The organism is Streptomyces sp. NPDC006197, from assembly GCF_040613865.1.
In the GTDB taxonomy this organism is placed as follows: Bacteria; Actinomycetota; Actinomycetes; order Streptomycetales; family Streptomycetaceae; genus Streptomyces.
On sequence record NZ_JBEXSZ010000155.1, the window covers coordinates 1 to 19,349 of the forward strand.

9 protein-coding genes and 2 pseudogenes are annotated in these 19,349 nt (G+C 73.4%); 4 read left to right on the forward strand and 7 right to left on the reverse strand.

Annotated features, from left to right (window positions below):
• The first annotated feature begins 138 nt into the window (after window positions 1–138).
• Window positions 139–973, forward strand: a pseudogene (locus ABZ318_RS33050) (IS5 family transposase).
• Between the two features lie 53 nt (window positions 974–1,026).
• On the opposite strand, the gene ABZ318_RS33055 reads toward ABZ318_RS33050, so the two are convergent.
• The 3 genes from ABZ318_RS33055 to ABZ318_RS33065 form a co-directional block, all read right to left on the reverse strand.
• Complete coding sequence (locus ABZ318_RS33055) at window positions 1,027–1,251, reverse strand: hypothetical protein (RefSeq protein WP_356906129.1); 225 nt, start codon at window positions 1,249–1,251, stop codon at window positions 1,027–1,029.
• A 104-nt stretch (window positions 1,252–1,355) separates the two neighbouring features.
• On the reverse strand, window positions 1,356–1,697 hold the full coding sequence (locus tag ABZ318_RS33060; RefSeq protein ID WP_356906130.1) for a hypothetical protein: 342 nt from the start codon (window positions 1,695–1,697) through the stop codon (window positions 1,356–1,358).
• A 194-nt stretch (window positions 1,698–1,891) separates the two neighbouring features.
• Window positions 1,892–2,101 (reverse strand): hypothetical protein, encoded by a 210-nt coding sequence (locus ABZ318_RS33065; protein WP_356906131.1) that lies wholly within the window; start codon window positions 2,099–2,101, stop codon window positions 1,892–1,894.
• A 675-nt stretch (window positions 2,102–2,776) separates the two neighbouring features.
• Between ABZ318_RS33065 and ABZ318_RS33070 the strand changes: the two genes are divergently transcribed.
• From ABZ318_RS33070 to ABZ318_RS33080, 3 genes are all read left to right on the forward strand, one after another.
• A complete protein-coding gene (locus ABZ318_RS33070; protein ID WP_356906132.1) occupies window positions 2,777–4,174 on the forward strand; it encodes a replication-relaxation family protein in 1,398 nt (465 codons plus the stop codon).
• Between the two features lie 89 nt (window positions 4,175–4,263).
• Window positions 4,264–4,560, forward strand: a complete 297-nt coding sequence (locus ABZ318_RS33075; protein ID WP_356906133.1) for a hypothetical protein — start codon at window positions 4,264–4,266, stop codon at window positions 4,558–4,560.
• Window positions 4,561–5,278: 718 nt separating this feature from the next.
• Complete coding sequence (locus ABZ318_RS33080) at window positions 5,279–5,581, forward strand: hypothetical protein (protein ID WP_356906134.1); 303 nt, start codon at window positions 5,279–5,281, stop codon at window positions 5,579–5,581.
• A 104-nt stretch (window positions 5,582–5,685) separates the two neighbouring features.
• On the opposite strand, the pseudogene ABZ318_RS33085 reads toward ABZ318_RS33080, so the two are convergent.
• The 4 genes and pseudogenes from ABZ318_RS33085 to ABZ318_RS33100 form a co-directional block, all read right to left on the reverse strand.
• Window positions 5,686–5,823: pseudogene (locus ABZ318_RS33085) on the reverse strand (MbtH family protein); the annotation flags it as partial.
• On the reverse strand, window positions 5,820–12,980 hold the full coding sequence (locus ABZ318_RS33090; RefSeq protein ID WP_356906135.1) for an amino acid adenylation domain-containing protein: 7,161 nt from the start codon (window positions 12,978–12,980) through the stop codon (window positions 5,820–5,822). The pseudogene ABZ318_RS33085 and the gene ABZ318_RS33090, both read right to left, overlap by 4 nt.
• Before the next feature lie 320 nt (window positions 12,981–13,300).
• Window positions 13,301–14,449, reverse strand: a complete 1,149-nt coding sequence (locus tag ABZ318_RS33095) for a hypothetical protein (protein WP_356906136.1) — start codon at window positions 14,447–14,449, stop codon at window positions 13,301–13,303.
• A 172-nt stretch (window positions 14,450–14,621) separates the two neighbouring features.
• Window positions 14,622–19,349 (reverse strand): condensation domain-containing protein (locus tag ABZ318_RS33100; protein WP_356906137.1); only part of this gene is annotated, 4,728 nt, incomplete at its 5' end.

Genomic DNA, 19,349 nt, shown 5'->3' on the forward strand with positions numbered 1-19,349 from the left:
CGCTACGACAAACGCCCCGACCGCTACCTCGCCGCCGTCACCCTCGCCAGCATCCTCATCTGGCTCGAGACATGATCGACAAGACACCCCCTAGGGCCTGTCTTCAAGTGATCTTGGGTTGTGGATCATGGTGCGGTGATACGTCGCCATGAGCTGTCCGATGCCGAGTGGGATCTGATACGTCCGTTGCTGCCCCGGCCTGCGCTGGGGCGGCCCCGGTTGGACGACCGGATGGTCCTGAACGGGATCGTGTGAAAGTTCCGTACCGGTGTCCCCTGGCGGGACGTGCCCGGGCGGTACGGCCCGTGGACCACGCTCCATACTCGGTTCCGCCGGTGGGCGGCGGACGGCACGTTCGACCGGATGCTGCGGGCCGCGCAGGCGAAGGCGGACGCCGCGGGCGACATCGACTGGCTGGTGTCGGTCGACTCCACCATCGTCCGGGCCCACCAGCACGCCGCCGGGGCCCGAAAAGGGGGCGCCAGAGCCCGGCCCTCGGCCGGTCCCGGGGCGGGCTGACCAGCAAGGTCCACCTCGCCTGCGACGCGGTCGGCCGCCCGCTCGCGTTCGTCCTGACCGGCGGGAACACCAACGACTGCACCCAGTTCATGACGGTGATGGACACTATTCGGGTGCCCCGGACCGGACCGGGCCGGGCCGGCCCCGGACCAGGCCCGATCACGTCATCGGCGACAAGGGCTACAGCTCGAAGGCGATTCGCACCTGGCTCCGCCGACGGGGCATCGCCCACACCATCCCCGAACGGGCCGACCAGATCCGCAACCGGGCCCGCAAGGGCAGCCGCGGCGGCCGCCCTCCGGCTTTCGACGAGGAGGTCTACAAGCGCCGCAACGTCGTGGAACGGTGCTTCAACCGTCTCAAGCAGTGGCGAGGCATCGCCACCCGCTACGACAAGACCGCCCAGTCCTACAAGGCGGCCGTCACCCTCGCATCACTCCTGATGTGGGCCTGACACTTTGACGACAACTCCTAGGTGGAGCCCACCGCGATGTGCTGCCGGGTGGTTCAGATGGCGGCCGGCCACCCGTAGGCGGCGTTGCGGCGGATGTCGGCGAGGTACTGGTGGACCGTGTCGACCTCCTGCATGCACTCGATCAGGAACTCGGCCGCGACCCGCACGGCGTTCGCTCCGCCGCCTGCCAGGCACCACCGCTTCAGGTACCGGCTCGTCACGACCACCAACTGGTCCACGACGTAGCCGGACTCGCAGTCGACGTGCTCGTCGGGCACGTTGTGGCCAGGGTTTGCGGTTGACCGTTGACCACTTCCTCAGCTGGTCGCCGATCGCCTGGAGGGGATGGAGGTCAGGTGAGTGACGCCCTGAAGCGGCTCCCTCACTTCGGTACCTCCGGCAGCGCCGGCACCGTCGAGATGGACTGGATGGTGGACTCCCACTGCCCGGTCCGCGTGTTCTTGAACCGAAGATGCAGCACCTCGAACTCGTCCGGCACCCAGTCGAACTCGCCGACCTCGTCCTGATCGAAGATCTGGTGTTCCGCGAACAGCTTGGCGAGCTCGATGTCCGTGGATGCCTGCATGATGAACTTGCCGACCTTAACGACGTGCATCACCGGACGACCCTGCGCCTCCGCCTCCCGGACGCTCTCCCAGAACGGCTCGTACCTCCTGGCGGACTTGGTCCTCCCAACCCGCTCGTCGCGCCTGATCTCGCTCACTTCGACCCCTCCAGCTTGCTCGTCGTCTCCGTGTCCAGCTCTGCACATACTCCACCTTCGGCGCCTTTGCGACCGCCAGGCGGTCTAGGTTCGAGGAACATCAGAGGCAATCGGCAGCTTTGACCGACTTCAAGGATCCTCAGCGACACCCACACGCCCCGATGTACCGCCACTATGGACTGGTCACTGACCACCTATGCACAAGGCACGGTGCTGATGTAGTCGGCCAGCAGCCTCCCGCCGAACTCGCCGATCAGCTTCGCGAGCTCGTCGCCGTCGGCGTGGAACTCCTCCAGCCGCGTCCGCTCCTCTTCCGTGCCCTGCTCCTGCCAGACCAGCTCGATGTAGTCGGCGGCCCGCGCGATCTGCTCCGGGGTGAGCATGTTCAGCTGGATCGTCTTCATGACGACTCCTTCGGATCCGGGCCGCCCCGCTGATCGCGGCGGCCTCGAGACCGATCCTCGGATCGCGGCCCTGTGGACAGAGGCGGAGCTCCAGAGGCGGGAGCTGCTCGTGACACCGGTCACGGACAAAACCGCACGACATGGGGGTGTCAACGAAGAAAACGGACACCTGGCGGCGGTGGCAGTCAGACCGCGGACAAGGGGGTCCTCCTCACAGTGGGCCCGGCCCGTACGCACGCCCGCGTACGGGCCGGACGACCGCTGACCCGGCCGGCACGCCGGAGGAACGAGGACCACCGTGCCCGCACCCGACCGACCCGCCTCTTCCCGCCGCCCCGCGCGGCCGCGATCCGGGGACCGCACCTGCCACGCCCTCGCCGCCCATGCCCGGTGCGTCGGCTGCTGGGCAAGCCCTCGCGAGGTCCTGCTGCCGGCGCTTGCGTTCCCACTGCCGAAGCCACTTCCGTGCCCGACCGCCACGCACCCGGTATTTCCCCTTGTCACCACGGGTTTCCAGGCCCGCGCGGCATCGTCACACCCCTCTTCTCTCCCCTACACCCTGAACAGGTCGTCGGTGGGCAGGGAGCTCATCGGGTCCGGGAGCCCGGCCCCCTTCACGGCCGGGGGCTGGCGCCCGGCCGTCGGCGGGTCGCGGACGACAGGAGGACGGGCCTGATGGCGGGCAAGCGCAAGGAGAACGAGGCGGGATCGAGTAACGACCTGCGCGCGGATGTGCTGCGCGTCCTGGGGGTGCTGAAGGTCGCCACTGCCGATCAGATTCAGCGGTTGTCCTTGCCGCACCTGACCTACCGGCACACCCTCAAGCCGACGGCGGCTAAGCGGAAGGAGGCCCGGACCGCTTCCCACCGGGCCGCGGTGAACGACCTTCGGCGCCACGGCCTGGTCGTCGACGGCGGCCGCACGCGGGGCGGGGAGGAGACCCGGCTGCTCACGAAGGACGGTCTGGCCGCCGCCGCGATCGAGCTGGACCGCGAGATGGAGGAGATGGGCGGCATGCCCAAGAGCGCGGGCCGCTTTGGCGCCTCGCACTCGATGACGGTGAACGAGACGGTCATCGCGCTGATCCGACCGAAGCCGAACCTGAACAAGGTGATGCGGGAGCCGGCCGAAGCGGTCGCCGCCGCGCGGGCCGCCGTCGGCGCACCTGACGGGATCGGCACCCTCGCCTCCTACGCCACCGAGGTCGCGCTCCCGGTGAAGGGCACCTGGAAGAACCCCGCGATCGGCAGCGTCCGCGCCGACCTCGTTCTGACCGCCCCGGAGACCGGGGTGCCGCTGCTGTTCATCGAGGTCGACAACTGCACCGAGGAAGCCGCCCTCATCGCCGCGAAGTTCGACAAGTACCTCCGGTTCTTCCTGCGCAAGGAGAAGGACACCGACGGCTTCGAGAAGGCGATGTGGCGCACGCGCTGGTCCGCGCCCGCCCCCGACGAGTACGAGCGGGTGCACCCGCCGGTCCTGCTCGTCTTCCACGAGGTCGGCCAGCGCTCCGCCAAGAACCAGATGGCCAGGGTTGCCGACCTCACTCGCCACCACTGGCAGGGGCGGTGGCATCCCGAGGCCGGCTACCACTCCTACGACCGCTGCATCCCGATCGTGGCGACCACGCTGGAGGAGTTGCGCGAGCACGGACCGGCCGGGCCCGCCTTCTGGCGCTTCGGCCGCGACCACCGCCAGTCCCTGCTGGAGGCGATCGGCAATCCCCGCCGGGACGCCTACCTCGCCCGCCGCTGCCAGGCCGCCCGGGAAGAGGAACGCCGGCGGGAAGAGCAGGCGGCCGTGGAGCGGGAGGCCCGGCGGCCGGTCTGCGCGGACTGCGGGCAGAAGTTCACCGACGCCCGGTGGGAGGCGATCGGCTACGGCCGCAGCTGGCGCGAGCGCGAGTCACACCCGTACCTGTGCGAGGACTGCCAGGCCCGGGCGGTCGCAGCCGAGGCGCGGGCCGAAGCCGACGAACGCGAGCGCCAGGAGCAGGAGCGCCTGCGCCAGGAGGCCGAGGAACAGGCCGCCGCGCAGAAGGCAGGCGGCTGGCTCTCCTGCTTCCGCCCCTGACCGGGTAACCCGCCGCCGGCCACGCGGGCAAGCACAGAGTGCCCCTGGGCGAGCCCGCGTTGTCGGTGGCGGCTGGGAAGCTGACCTGTATGGACGGTGACGAGCAGCTGCTGCGTGGCCGGGTCTACGGCCGTGACCACGACGACCCCGACCCGGGCCCGCGGCCGGACCGGACCTATGCCGAACTGATCGGCGGGCCGCTGGACGGTTTGTTGCTGGACATCCACGGCTGGCGGACCGAGGAGGTCGACGACGGCGTCGCCCTGACCACCGAGCTCTCCCGATGGCCCGGCGGCCGCGTGCTGTACGACCCGCACCCCGGCGATCCGCGCGGCCCGGGTCCGGGCGTCGTCTGCCGCTTCTACTACACCGGCGACACACCCTGACCGACACTTCCCGCAGGGACCTGACGGGCTGTCCGAAGGGTCGTGGCGCCGGGCGGTGCGGCACCGCGAGGATGGGTACGAGAACCGGGACAGCCACAGGGAAGGGCGCTGATGGAGGACTTCTTCGCGTAGGTAGGGCGGTTCTGGCCTGCGGGCCGCCGGGACCTGCACTGGCACATCCTGCCGACCCTGGCGGAAGCTGGAGCCCTGATTGAGCCTTACCAGCACCTCGTCCTGCCGGGCCTGCAGAGCGTGGGGACGTCCGGGATGCACTGCACGCTCCTGCACGCCATCGGGCTGGGCCGCGGCGACGTCGACATCGACACGCTTGTGAAGGACGTCACGTCCCGCGTCAGCACCATGAGCGCCTTCACCCTGACGTTCGACCGGCCCGCCGTCGGCCCCTTCGCGATCGAGCTCAGCGGCTGGCCCGGCCGCCCGTTCACTACGCTCGTGGACGCCGTCTCCCAGGCGACGGCCCGCACCGGGGCCGCCTTCAAGCCGGGGCCGAGCCGGTACCCGCACATGTCGACCGCCTACACCACCGCCAGCGCCGAGCACGTCGACCCCCTCACCCTCAAGGCGTCCCTGGCCGACATCGACCGCCCCTGTCCGCCACCGTCCTCGCCGACCGGATCCACCTCGTCGAGCAGTGGCACGACGGCGCGCACATTTGGCGGGAGCCGATCGCCGAAGTCCTGCTCGCGGGAGCAGCGGCATGAGCGGGTTCCCCGGGCAGCGCCCGATCCACGGCGACGCCGTCCACATCACCATCGGCAACGACCTTCTGGTCTTCGCCGGGAAGATCAGCACCCAGGGCATCCTGCGGGACGGCCGGGGCTACGCGGAGCTCGTCCTGCCCGACGCCGACCCCCAGCAGCGGCGCGACCTGGAGCGCGCCGGCCGCTACACGTACACGCTGTACCTTGAGGGCGAAGAGCTCTACGCCTCACCGGGACTGGTCCTCCGCGAGGTCCGGCGGGGCGGCGACGGCGCCCTGGTGGTGACCGGCTCCCCCTGATGGCCCAACCGGCCGACGTCTCCGAGGCGTTGAGGGGCGTGCCCTCTCCGCCGTCGGTCCTCACTCGCCCGGTATGCCACGAGTCCCGGGGGATCAGCCTTCCCCGGGGCCCGGCCCCAGACGCTGGTCCAGCCGGCCGGGACGTCCGCGAAGGCGGGCCACAGGGAGTGCTGCCCCTCGTCGTTCACGACGACGTGGAAGGTGCCCTCGGCGTTGTCGAACGGGTTGACGGACTCGCTCATGACTGGCTCCTCGTTTCTTCCTTCTGAAGCGCGGAGAGTTTCTCCGCGACTATTCTTCCGATTTTTTCGAGAGGTTCCGGTTCGGCCATCCGGAGGTGACCGCATTCGACGGTGTGATTGTCTATGACGCCCTCGGTGAAGGGAATCCAGGTGGCGGCGAGGGCGCCTTCGCGCTCCCCCGGCCGACGGGCGGTGAAGAACAGCGTGTCGGTGTCGGCGACGCCCGGCACGTGCCGGGCCATGAGGGCGGCGTGGGTCTCGGAGGCGCGGAGCACCGACCGGAGTTCCGTGTCGGAGAAGCCCGCGAGGACGGGGTCCTCGCGGCGGATCTCCTCCATCGCCGCGGCGGGGTCCCCGGCGTCCGCGGGCCGGGCCGTCGCGGCCCGCTCCTCGGGCGGGAGGACGGAGACGCTTCCGGGCCCGGTCTGGTGGGCGTCCATCAGCGCGAGCAGTTCGACCCGTTCGCCGGCCTCGCGGAGCCGTACGGCCATGGCGTGGGCGACGAGGCCGCCGTACGACCAGCCGAGCAGCCGGTACGGTCCCCAGGGCTGGATCCGCCGGATCTGCTCCAGGTAGTCGTCGGCCATCGCCTCGACGCTGTGCGGCCGGTGGCCGGGCTCGCTCAGCGCGCGGGCCTGCAGGGCGTACAGCGGCTGGTCGTCGCCGAGATGGCGGGCGAGTCCGGCGTAGGCCCAGCCGACGCCGGTGCCGGGGTGGACGCAGAACAGCGGGCGGCGGGTGCCGCGGGTGCTGAGCGGGAGCAGGACGCCCAGGGCGGCGGCGGTGCCGTCTCCGTCGTCCTCCGGCAGGCCGAGGAGCCCGGCGGGGGTGGGCAGGCGGAACAGGTCGCGGACGGTGCGCTCGATGCCGAGGACGCCGCGGATCCGGTTGACCAGGCGGACGCCGAGCAGCGAGTGGCCGCCCAGGGCGAAGAAGTTGTCGTCGATGCCGACCCGGGGCACGTCGAGGATCTCGGCGAACAGCGCGCACAGCACCTCCTCGCGGGCGTTGCGGGGCTGTCGGCCGCCCTCGGCGGCGGGCCGGTGCGGCGCGGGGAGGGCCGTGCGGTCGGGTTTGCCGTTGGCGGTCAGCGGCAGGGCGTCGAGGACGACGACGGCGGACGGCACGAGGTGCTCGGGGAGCGTGGCGCGCGCCCCGGCGAGCAGTTCGGCCTCGGTGACCGACGTGCCCGGCGTGACCGATGGGTCCGATGTGACGGGCGTGTCCGCGCGGGGGACGACGTAGCCGACGAGGCTCTTCTCCCCGGGCCGGTCCTCGCGGACCACGACGAGGGCCTGGCCGACCGAGGGGTGCGCGGCGAGGGCCCGCTCGACCTCTCCGGGTTCGATCCGCACGCCGCGCAGCTTGATCTGGCCGTCGGCCCTTCCGAGGAACCGGAGTTCGCCCGCGGGGGTCCACAGCACGCGGTCACCCGTGCGGTACATGCGGCTGCCGTCGCCCTCGAACGGGTCGGGGACGAACCGTTCGGCGGTCAGTCCGGACCGGCCGACGTAGCCGCGGGCCACGTGCGAGCCGGCGATGTACAGCTCGCCGGGGACGCCCGGCGGGACGGGGCGCAGGGCGTCGTCGAGGACATGGCTGCGGGTGTTGTCCATCGGCCGCCCGAGATGGAGTCCGGCGCCCCGCAGGGTGCGTTCGCCGGTGCCGAACCACTGGTTGTGGGAGGCGAAGGTGGTCTCGGTGGGGCCGTAGGAGTGGACGAGGACGGTGTCCGGGCAGTGGGTGAGGACCCGTTGGACGGCGGCCGGGCTGGCGACGTCGCCGCCGGTCCACACCTCGCGCAGCAGCCGGAGGGTGTCCAGGCCCTCGTCGGCCATGACGTGGAAGAGGCCGACGGTGAAGTAGGCGGCGGTGACGCCGTGTTCGCGGACGGCGCGGGCGGTCTCGGCCAGGTCCGTGCCGTCGCCGCGGGTGAGGACGAGGCTGCCGCCGTTCAGGAGCGGCACCCAGATCTCGAAGACGGAGGCGTCGAATCCGGTCGCCGAGTGGACGAGCATCCGGGGCGCTCCGCCGGCGCGGACGTCGCGGTCCCCGGCGAGCTCCACCACGTTGCGGTGGGTGACGCCGACGCCCTTCGGCCGACCCGTCGAACCGGACGTGAACATCACGTACACCAGGTCGTCCCCGGTGGCGCGGGGGGCCTCGTCCGGAGACTCCGCGGTGTCGGGCGCGTCCACGAGGAGAACGGTCGGGGCGGCGACCGCGGTGGCGTGGTCCTGGTCGGTCGCCACCGCGCGTACCCCGGCGTCCTCCAGCATCAACCGGATCCTGGCCTCGGGAAGGCGCGGGTCCACCGGGAGGTAGGCGGCGCCGCACTTGAGGACCGCGAGGGCCGTCACCACCAGGGACACGCCGCGTTCGAGGAGGACGCCGACGGTGTCGCCGCGGCGCACACCGGCGGTCCGGAGGCGGCCGGCCAGCGCGTCGGCGCGGGCGTCGAGCGCTCCGTAGCCGACGGTCTCCTCGTCGGTGATCAGCGCGGGCGCGTCGGGGGTGCGCGCGGCCCGGCGGCCGATCAGCCCGTGGACCGTCTCCGGTGCGCCGGGGGCCGCGGTGGCGGTGTCGTTGTACTCGTCGACCAGGCGGAACCGGTCGGCGGCGGTGAACAGGTCGACGTCCCCGATGCGTACGCCGGGGTCGGTCGCGGCGGCCCGCAAGGTCTGCTCCAGGTGGGCGGCGAGCAGCGCGGCGGTGGGGGCGTCGAACAGGTCCGTGGCGTACTCGAGGCCGCCGGTCATCCCGGCGGGCCGGCCTTCCGCGTCCCGCCGCTCGTCGAGGGCGAAGGTCAGGTCGAACTTGGTGGAGACGGTGTCGAGGAGCGCCGGTCCGCCCTCCTGGAAGAGGCTCTTGGCGGCGGCCGCGCCGGGGACGTCGCGGGTGTAGTCGTGGTGGAGCTGGACGACGATCTGCGCCAGCGGGTGGTGGGCGGTGGTGCGGACCGGGTTGAGGTGCTCGACGACCCGGTCGAAGGGGAGCTCCTGGTGCCCGTAGGCGGCGAGGTCGGTCCGCCGGACCCGGTCGAGGAGTTCGGCGAAGGTGGGGTCGCCGGAGGTGTCGGTGCGCAGCACCAGGGTGTTGACGAAGAAGCCGACCAGGTCGCCGAGCGTCTCGTCGTCGCGTCCGGCGGTCATGGTGGCGAGCGGCAGGTCGGTGCCCGCGCCGTGCCGGGTGAGGACGGCGGCCAGGGCGGCCTGGAGGACCATGAAGAGGGTGGCGCCGCCGCGCCGGGCGACGGCTTCGAGGGCCTGGTGGGTGGCGGCGTCGACGGTGACGGGGGCGCGTCCGCCGCGGTGGGTGGCTTCGGCCGGGCGCGGCCGGGCGGAGGGGAGTCCGAGTACGGCCGGGGCGCCGGCGAGGGTCTTCTCCCAGAAGTCGAGGTGGGCCTCGGCGGCCGGGCCGTCGAGGAGGTCGCGCTGCCAGAGGGTGTAGTCGGCGTACTGGACGGGCAGCGGCCGCCAGTCCGGGTCCTCGCCTTCGGCGCGGGCGCGGTAGGCGGTGGCGAAGTCGGCGAGGAGGGGGCCGGTGGACCAGCCGTCGGCGGCGATGTGGTGGACGAGCAGGACCAGGACCTGTGTGCCGCCGTCGTCGGGGGTGACGAGGGTGGCGCGCAGGGGCGTCTCCTCGGCGAGGTCGAAGACGTGTCCCGCGGCTTCGGCGACGGCGTCCGGGAGCCGGTCGGCGGGGACGGACCGCAGGTCGAGAGGGGGCCGGACGGCGGGCAGGATCTCCTGGTGGGGTTCGCCGTCGACGCTGCGGTAGCGGGTGCGGAGCACCTCGTGCCGGTCGGAGAGGTCGGTGAGGGCCTCGGCGAGCGCGCCGGCGTCGAGGGGTTCCGTCGGCCTGAGGACCAGGGGGATGTTGTAGGAGGCGCTGGGGCCTTCGAGGGTGTCGATGAACCACAGCCTGCGCTGGGCGTACGACAGGGGGACGCGTTCCGGCCGGTCCGTGCGCGGGACGGGGAGGGGGCGGACGGGCTCGGGCGTGCCGTCCGTCTCCGGGACGGTGGACCGGGCGGCGATGCGGCGGGCGAGGGCGTCGGGGGTGGGGGCGAGGAGCAGGTCGCGGACCTGGACGTCGGCACCGAGGCGGGCGCGGATCCGGTTGGCGAGGCGCACGCCGCTCATGGAGTGGCCGCCGATGGTGAAGAAGCCCTCGTGGGGGCCGACCCGGTCGAGACCGAGGACCTCGGCGAAGAGTTCCCGCAGGGTGTCGGTGTACGGCGCGGGAGGCTCCGTGCCGGCGGGCGCCGTCGCCTTCTCGGGGGTCTCGGCGGTGCGGGCGCGCCGTTCGTCCAGGGCGTGCCGGGTCGCGGGGTCGACGAGGCCGGTGTCCTGGACGGGGGCCCCGGGGTGCTCGGCGGCGGCGCGCAGGGCGCGCTCCAGGGCGGTGAGCAGGACGCGGGCGGTGTCCTCGTCGAGCACGTCGCGCGCGTACTCCAGGCCGAGCCGGAGTCCGGCGGGGGCGCCGTCGGTGTCCCGGAGCTCCTCGAAGGCGGCCGTGAGGTCGAACTTGGCGGTGGCCGGTCCTTCACCGGCGAAGCGGCCCTCGACGGCGCCGAGGCGGAAGGGCCCGGCGTCGGGGCCCGTGGTCCGCAGGGTCAGCATCACCTGGAAGAGCGGGTGGACGCCGGGCGTGCGGGGCGGGTTGAGGTGCTCCACGAGGAGGTCGAAGGGCAGCCGCTGGTGGGCGAAGGCGGCGAGGTCGGTGTCGCGGACCCGGTGCAGGAGGTCGGTGAAGGCCGGGGCGCCGGTGGTGTCGGTGGGCAGCACCAGGGTGTTGACGAAGAAGCCGACCAGGTCGTCGAGGGCCTCGTCGTCGCGTCCGGCGACGGGGGTGCCGAGGACGGTGCGCTCCCCGGCGCCGGCGGCGCGCAGGGCGAGCGCGAGCGCGGACTGCAGCACCATGAGCAGGCTGGCGTCGTGCTCCTCGGCGAGGCGGACGAGGCGGGCGTGGACGTCCGGTTCGACGGTGGCGGTGACCAGGCCGCCGTCGTGGGCGCGGACGGCGGGCCGGGGCCGGTCGAGGGGCAGGTCGGTCGCGGCGGGCAGGCCGTCCAGGGCCGCGCGCCAGTGGGCGAGGCCCCGGGAGACGAGGGAGTCGGGGTCGTCGGCGTCGCCGAGGAGGTCGTCCTGCCAGAGCGTGTAGTCGGCGTACTGGACGGGCAGCGGCTCCCGGTCGGGGGCGCGGCCCTCGGCGCGGGCGGCGTAGGCGTGGGCGAGGTCGGTCATCAGCGGTTCGAGGGACCAGCCGTCGCCGGCGACGTGGTGGAGCAGGACGGCCAGGGTGGCGCCGGAACCGTCGTCCGGCAGGAACAGGGCGATGCGCAGGGGCAGTTCGCGGGACAGGTCGAAGGTCTCGGCCGCGAACCGGGCGACCCGCTCGGCGCGCTCCCCGGCCGGGCACTCGACGGTGCGCAGCCGGACGGCGGTGGGGGCGAGGACGTGCTGGTACGGCTCGTCATCGGGGGTGAGGAAGACGGTGCGCAGCACCTCGTGCCGTTCGGCGACGTCGGCCACGGCGGCGGCGAGCGCGGCCCGGTCGGGGGCCGTCTCCAGGTGGAGGACGATCGGCATGTTGTACGCGGCGGAGGGTCCGTCGAGCTGGCCGACCAGCCACAGCCGGCGCTGGGCGTGCGAGAGCGGGACCCGGTCCTCGACGGGGAGGGGCTCCTCGTCGACGATGGGCAGGCGCGGGTCGGCGGTGCGCAGCGCCTTGCGGTTGATCTTGCCGGAGCTGGTGCGGGGCAGGGCGACGACGATGGACACGGCGGGCACGGCGGCGGCCGGCATGCGCGCGCGTACCCAGTCGCGCAGCTCCTCCGCGCCGGTACCGCCCTCGGTCACCACGAACGCGACGAGGCGCTTGACGCCGTCGCCGTCCTGCTGGGCGACGACGGCGGCCTCCCGGACCTTCGGGTGTCCGGCGAGGACGGAGTCGACGGCGGCGGGGTCGATGCGCTGACCGCCGATCTTCACCTCGTCGTCGAGGCGGCCGTGGTAGAGGATCTGCCGGTCCTCGCCGATGGTGACGAGGTCGCCGGTGCGGTAGGCGCGCTCGCCGTCGAGTGCGGTGAAGCGGCGGGCGTTCAGTTCCGGCCGGTGGAGGTAGCCGCGGGTCAGGCCGCCGCCGAGCAGCCACAGTTCGCCGTCGACGACGGCGGCGCGGACGCCGGGCAGCGGCCGGCCGATGGGGATGGGCCCGGCGTCGTGCCGGCTGAGGTCGGCGACGGTGGCCACGACGGTGGTCTCGGTGGGGCCGTAGCCGTTGAGGAGCCGGATCCGGTCGCCGACGAGGCCGCGCCACTGGGCGACGCGCTCGGGCAGGGCGGCCTCGCCGTAGATCATGACGGTGCGCAGACGGTCGGGGAGGCGGACGGAGCCGGTGGTGAGGACGTAGACGAGCTCGTGCCAGTAGGCGGCGGGCAGGTCGAGGTAGGTGACCCCGTGCCGGGCGCAGCCCGCGAGGAGTTCGGCGACGTCGAGCATGTCGTCGGTGCGCAGCACGAGGGTGCCGCCGGCGCCGAGGGTCGTGAAGATCTCCTGGATGCTGGCGTCGAAGTGGAGCGGGCTGAACTGGAGGACGGCGTCGTCGGCACCGATGCCGTACGCGGGGGTCGCCCCGGCGATGAAGTGGGCGAGCGAATCATGGGCGACGACCACGCCGTTGGGGGTGCCGGTGGACCCGGAGGTGTAGATGACGTAGGCCGCGCCCTCTCCGGCGCCGGGGCCGCCGAGGACGAGTTCGCCGTGCCGGGCGACGTCCGCGGGCGCCGGTGCCAGGTCGCCGCAGGCGTCCTTGAGGATCGCCTCGTTGCGGGCGTCGGGGGCCTGGACGTCGAGGGGCAGATAGGCGGCGCCGGTGGTGAGGACGGCGAGGAGCCCGACGATGGCGTCGATGCCGCGGGGCCGGTGGAGGGCGACGAGCCGGCCCGGTCCCGCGCCCCGCGCGGTGAGCTCCCGGGCCCGGTCCGCCACGGCGGCGGCGAGCTCGGCGTAGCTCAGGCGGGCGTCGGCGTGGACCAGGGCGGTGGCGTCGGGGCGGGTACGCGACTGGTGGGCGATCAGGTCGAGCACGGGCGGCGCGGGGGCGGGAGAGGGTCCGCCGTCGAGCAGGTCTTCCGTTCTGCTGGGGGGCATGCTGAGTTCCTCCGATAAAGGGCCGAGAGACCGGGGCGAACGGTTCCTCTCGCCTCCGTGCCCTTCACGCTAGGCGCGCGTCGGCTCCTCCCCGGGCAGTCGCCCCGGCAACTCCGACCGGCAGAAGTCCCCTGCCGGGAGCTGCCGGTGGCGGACCGCCGGGCTCCCGCACGGGCCCGCGCCTCGCCGACGGGTGCCCCGGCCCGCCCGCGCCGCGCGGTGCCCACGCCCTGTGGGCCGATGCCCCCGCCCGTACGGGCCCGTGCCCTGCGGGCCGTTGTCGACGAGACGGGCTGGCCGTCCCCGCGTACGGTACGTGCTTACGCGGCGTCGTCGACGAGGGGCTCGTCGGGGAGCTCGCCCTCGCCGAGACCGCTCTCGTCGAAGCCGTCCTCACCGAGGCCTTCCTCCGGCATCATGGCGTCGGCGAAGCCGCCCATGATCTCCTCCAGGTCCAGCTCGGTGGCTCCGGCCGGAGCCACGGGCTTGACGCCCCCGGTCGTCCTCAGCACCAGGCCGAACTTCTTGACCTCGGCGTTCTCGGCCAGCTTGGCGAGGTCGACGCGCACCTCGGCCAGCTCGCCGTTCTTGAGCGTGAAGTCGGCCGCCACCTTGACGTCGGGGACGTCCTTCAGGTCCTTGTCCGACGGCAGGCCCACGCCGGGCGGCAGGCCCTTGGCCAGCGGACGGATCTCGCCGAGCAGTTCCTCGACCAGGGTGCGGAACGGAGCCGTGGCGGTGATGTGCTCGGTGCCGTCCTCGCCCCCGGCGGTCTTGAACTCGACCTCACGGGCGATGACCTCGCGAAGGGCCTTGGTGAGCTTCTTCTGGGTCCCGGCGTCAAGGGTGGGGGCGGGGGACGGCGCGGCGCCGGGCTCCCGACCCAGCTCCCGGCCGGCCTTCTCCATCTTCTCGGTGTCGAACATGACCCACTTGCCCTCCAGCGCCTTCTTGAGGCCCTCGGCCCCCGGCGGCAGCTGGTCGGCGGTCGGCAGGGGGGCGCCCATCGTCTTGCCGAGGGTCTTGACGTCGGACCGGACATAGGTGCGGTCACCGACGGTCCGGTACTCGAGGAGGTCGCCGTCGGGGGAGCTGACCTTCACAGCCGTACCGACGAAGTCCTTCTCCTCGGAGTCGCCGATCGGCTTCTTCGACTCCACCGTGACGCTGACCTTCAGACCGCTGATCAGCTCGGCGGCCTCGTCCGGAATCTCCTCGCCGGGCTCCGGGTCCGACGCGGCGTCCATCAGCTTGAGGGTCTTGGCGTCGACGTCCAGGTCCAGCTCGAAGGAGATCGACTTCTCCTTGCTCAGCTCCTCGAAGGCCTTGTCCAGCTTCTGCCCGGCGGACAGCTGCTCCACCGTGCCGCAGGCGGCCGAACCCGCCAGGACGGCGCCGACGACTGCGGTGGAGATGAGGGTCTTGCGTATGGCGGTGATGATGGTCTCCTCGTAGGTTCGATCACCCATGTGATCGTCAAGGAGACTCGCGACCCCACCGGAAGGTTGCCCCGCCGCGTCGTTTTCCCGTCACCGGTCCCGGGTCCCCCCGAGCGCGTGCTCCACCGCCGTGCAGGTGCCCCCGTGGTCCGTCGGCGCCGGTGAGGGGCCGCTCGACTGCCCACCACGAGGGCGGGGTGGGTCAGCCGGGGCGGCGGGCTCCCGCCGCCGTGCGGCGGCGCAGGGCCGGGGTCGCCGCCGCCCCGGCGGGCGCGGGTGCGGGTGCGTCGGCCAGGCGCCCGGCCAGGGCCCCCGCCGTCGGGTTGCGGAAGACGTCCCGCAGGGTGAGGTCCTGGCCGAACTCGGCGCGGATCCGGTTGAGGAGCCGTACCGCGAGCAGCGAGTGCCCGCCCGACTTGAAGAAGTTGTCGTCCCGGCCGACGGAGCGGCCGCCGAGGACGTCCCGGAAGATCCCGAGGAGGCGTTCCTCCCGGGCGTCCGGGCCCGCCGCCGAGCCAGGCGTCTCCGCCTCGGGAAGGGCGTCGGCCGGATCGCCGGGTGCGGGCAGTCGGGGCACGACGACGACGCGGGCGGGGGCCAGGTATTCGGGCAGCCGCTCGGCGGCCCAGCTGCGCAGTGTCGTCTCGTCGGCTCCCCCGGGGAGGCGGGTGACGTAGGCGTACAGCCGGTCGTCGCGGACGGCGACGGCCGCTCCGGTCACGTGGGGGTGGCGGCCGAGCACGTCCTCGACGTGGCCGGGCTCCACCGGGTAGCCGCCGGCGGTGAGGGTGGCCACGGGCCGCGGTCTCCCGTCGGCCCGGACGTAGGCCCTGCGGCCGGTGGCGCGCAGGCCGCCGCCGGGGGTCCGCTCGTGGACCTCGCCGGGCACCCGTACGGGCGCGGGGCGTCCCCGCTCGTCGAGGACGACCTCCGGGCCGGCGGGGGCCGCCGGGCCGTACGGCGTTCCGGAGAGCGCGGTGCCGGGGTCGGCGGCGAGCGCGTCGAGGGTCTCGGTGAGGCGCCGGGCCAGGAGGGCGGCGGTGTCCGCGTCGTAGAGGGCGGTGGCGTACTCCAGGACACCCCGCAGACCGGCGGGTCGGCCGTCCGCGTCGACGAGTTCGGTGAGCGCGAAGGTGAGGTCGGACTTGGCGCCGACCGCGCTGAAAGCGACCGGTTCGCCGTCGAGGACGGACGGGGCCCCGGTCCCGGTGGCCGCCGCGTGCACCTGCAGCATCACCTGGACGAGAGGGGCGTGGGCGGCGGAGCGGTGCGGGCTGAGGTGTTCGACGAGGCGGTCGAAGGGGAGGTCCTGGTGGCTGTAGGCGGCGAGTCCGGTTTCGCGGACCCGGCGCACCAGTTCGGTGAAGTCGGGGTCGCCGGAGGTGTCGGTGCGCAGCACCAGGGTGTTGACGAAGAAGCCGACGAGCGGGTGCAGGGCGTCGTCCGCGCGGCCGGCGACGGTGGTGCCGATCGCGATGTCGGTGCCCGCGCCGTGCCGGGTGAGGAGTGCGGCGAGGGCGGCCTGCACCACCATGAAGAGGGTGGCGCCGCTGCCCCGGGCGCAGCGCAGCAGGGCCCGGTGGGTGGCGGCCCCGACCTCGAAGAGGGTCAGGGCGCCGGCTCCGTCGCTCTCGGCGGGACGCGGCCGGTCGGTGGGCAGGGCGAGGAGCGGCGGCAGCCCGTCGAGGGCCTCGCGCCAGTGGGCGAGTTGTTCGCCGGCGACGCCGTGTTCGCCGTCGAGGAGGTCGTGCTGCCAGAGGGTGTAGTCGGTGTACTGGACGGGCAGCGGCTCCCAGTCGGGGGCGCGGCCCTCGGCGCGGGCGCGGTAGGCGGTGTCGAGGTCGGCGAGCAGGCAGTTGGTCGACCAGCCGTCGCCGGCGATGTGGTGGACGAGGAGCACCATGATCTGGCCGCCGCCGCTGTCCGTCACCAGCGAGGCCCGGAAGGGGATCTCGGCGGCGAGGTCGAAGACGTGTCCGGCGGCGGCGTCGACGGCCGCGCGCACGGCCTCGGGGCCGTCGGCCCCGACCTCCTGGAGCACGGGTGTCACACCGGTCAGCACCTGCTGGTACGGCTCGCCGTCCGCCGTCCGGTACACGGTGCGCAGCACCTCGTGCCGGTCGGCGACGTCCGCCAGGGCGGCGGCCAGGACGGCCGGCTCGACGGGACGGTGCAGTCGGGTCACCACGGGGATGTTGTACGTGGCGCCGGGGCCTTCGAGCCGGCCCAGGAACCAGAGGCGGAGCTGGGCGGCGGACAGCGGGACGCGTGCGGGGCGCAGCGCGTCGGGGACGGCCCGCAGCGGGGGGCGGACGGGTCCGCCGCCCTGTTCGCCGAGGCGGCGGAGCAGCTGCCGGGGCGTGGGGGCGAGGAAGACGTCACGGATGGCGGCCTGGAGGCCGAGGGCTCCGCGGACGCGGTTGGTGAGCTTCCCCGCGAGCAGGGAGTGCCCGCCGAGCTTGAAGAAGTTGTCGTCGGGCAGCACCTCGTCCCGGCCGAGGACTTCGGCGAAGAGGCCGCGGAGGATCTCCTCGCGGGGGTCCGTCGCGGAGCGTGCCCCCGTCGCCCGGCCGTCCCGGGAGGCGGCGCGCCTGTCCTCGGCGAGAGCGAGGGTGCGCGCGAGCTCGTCGTGCCGACGGTCGAGACCCCGGCGTTCCTCGACGGTGAGCAGGTCGACCTCGCTCAGCGGTGTGTCGTCGGCCCGCTCGGCGAAGACCGTCAGGGCGCGCTGGAAGAGCGCCAGGAGGATCTGCGCGGTGTCCTCGTCGTACAGGTCGGTCGCGTACTGCAGCCCGAGGAGCACTCCCCCGGGTTCGCCGTCGGTGTCGTGCGTCTCGACGCAGTGGAAGGCGAGGTCGAACTTGGCTCCGGCGAGGTCGGCGCCGTCCGTCACGCCGGTGATGCCGCCGAGGCGGACGGTCGTGTCCCGCGTGGTCTGCGCGCTGACCATCACCTGGAAGAAGGGGTGCCTGCCGAGGGACCGTTCGGGGTTGAGGTCCTCGACCAGGAGGTCGAAGGGCAGGTCGTCGTGGGCGTAGGCCGCCAGGTCCCCGTCCCGGACGCGCCGCACGAGGTCGGCGAGGGTGGGGTCCCCGGACAGGTCGGTGCGCAGGGCGAGGGTGTTCACGAAGAACCCGACGAGGTCGTGCAGGTCCTCCTCGGGCCGGCCCGCCACCGCCGTGCCGACGACCACGTCCTCGCCCGCGCCCGCCGCCCGCAGGGCGAGGGCCAGGGCGGCCCGGACGACCATGAAGAACGTGACCCGGCGGCTTCGGGCGACACCGGCGAGCGCCTGGTGGGCGAGGGCGTCCAGCTCGGCCGTCACGACCGCGCCCCGGTGGCTCGGCTCGATGGGCCGGGGTCGGTCGGCGGGCAGCCGCGTCTCGGCCGGTATGCCGTCCAGGGCCTTGCGCCAGTACGACAACTGCCCCTCCAGAACGCCCTGTTCGCCGTCGAGGAGCTCGCGCTGCCAGAGCGTGTAGTCGGCGTACTGGACGGGCAGCGGCTCCCATTCGGGTGCACGGCCCTCGGAGCGGGCGCGGTAGGCGGTGTCCAGGTCGGCGAGCAGGGCGCCCACGGACCAGCCGTCCGTCGCGATGTGGTGCACCGAGAGGACGAGAACCGCCGTACCGTCCGCGACCGTGAACAGCTTTGCCCGGAGGGGCAGTTCGCGGGTCACGTCCAGCGGGATCCCGGCGAAGTCGGTCGCCCGCGTCTGCGCTTCCTCCAGGGCGGCGCACTCCTCGACCTCGACCCGCACGTCCGGGGCGTCCAGGACCAGCTGGTACGGCTCTCCGTCCCGTACCGGGTAGACCGTCCGCAGCACCTCGTGACGGTTCATCACATCCCGTACGGCCGCCTCCAGGACGGTCGTCTCGGGCCGGGCGTCCAGGGTGAGCACCATGGGCGCGTTGTACGCCGATGAGGGGCCCTCCAGCCGGCCCAGGAACCACAGCCGGCGCTGGGCGTACGACAGGGGGACCGGGTCGGGGCGCCGTCCGTCCGGAACCGGCCGCAGGGCCGGGCGGCGGGGCCCGTCGCCGCGCGCGCCGAGGCGGCGGAGGAGCTGCCGGGGGGTCGGGGCGAGGAAGACGTCACGGATGGCGGCCTGGAGGCCGAGGGCTCCGCGGATGCGGTTGGTGAGCTTGCCGGCGAGCAGGGAGTGCCCGCCGAGCTTGAAGAAGTTGTCACCGGAGCGTACGTCGTCCCGGTCCAGGATCTCGGCGAACAGGCCGTTCAGGATCTCCTCGCGGGGGTCCCCGACGGAGCGGGACCCGGCCCGCTCGCTCTCGGGCGCCTCCCGCCTGGGGATGGTGCGGGTCCGTGCCGCCTCGGAGAGGGCCCGGTGCCGGCGGTCGAGAGCGGTGCGCTCGCCGTCCGTGAGGAGTTCGATCCGGCTGAGGGGGGTGGTGTCCCGCTCTTCGGCGAAGACCGTCAGCGCGCGCCGGAACAGGGCGAGCAGGAGCCGCGCGGTGTCCTCGTCGTACAGGTCCGTCGCGTACTGCAGCCCGAGGAGCACCCCGCCCGGCTCGCCCCGGGTGTCGAGCGTCTCCTGGCAGTGGAAGCTCAGGTCGAACTTGGCGGTGGCCAGGTCCGCGTCGTCGAGGACGGCGGGGACGGTCCCGAGCCGGACGGTCTCGTCCCCCTGCCGGGTCTGTGCGCTCAGCATGACCTGGAAGAACGGGTGGCGGCCGAGGGAGCGTTCGGGGTTGAGGTCCTCGACGAGGAGGTCGAAGGGCAGGTCCTCGTGCGCGAACGCGATCAGGTCCGTCTCGCGGACGCGGTCCACGAGCGCGCCGAGGCCGGGGTCTCCCGAGAGGTCCGTGCGCAGGGCCAGGGTGTTCACGAAGAACCCGACGAGGTCGTGCAGGTCCTCCTCGGGCCGGCCCGCCACCGCCGTGCCGACGACCACGTCCTCGCCCGCGCCCGC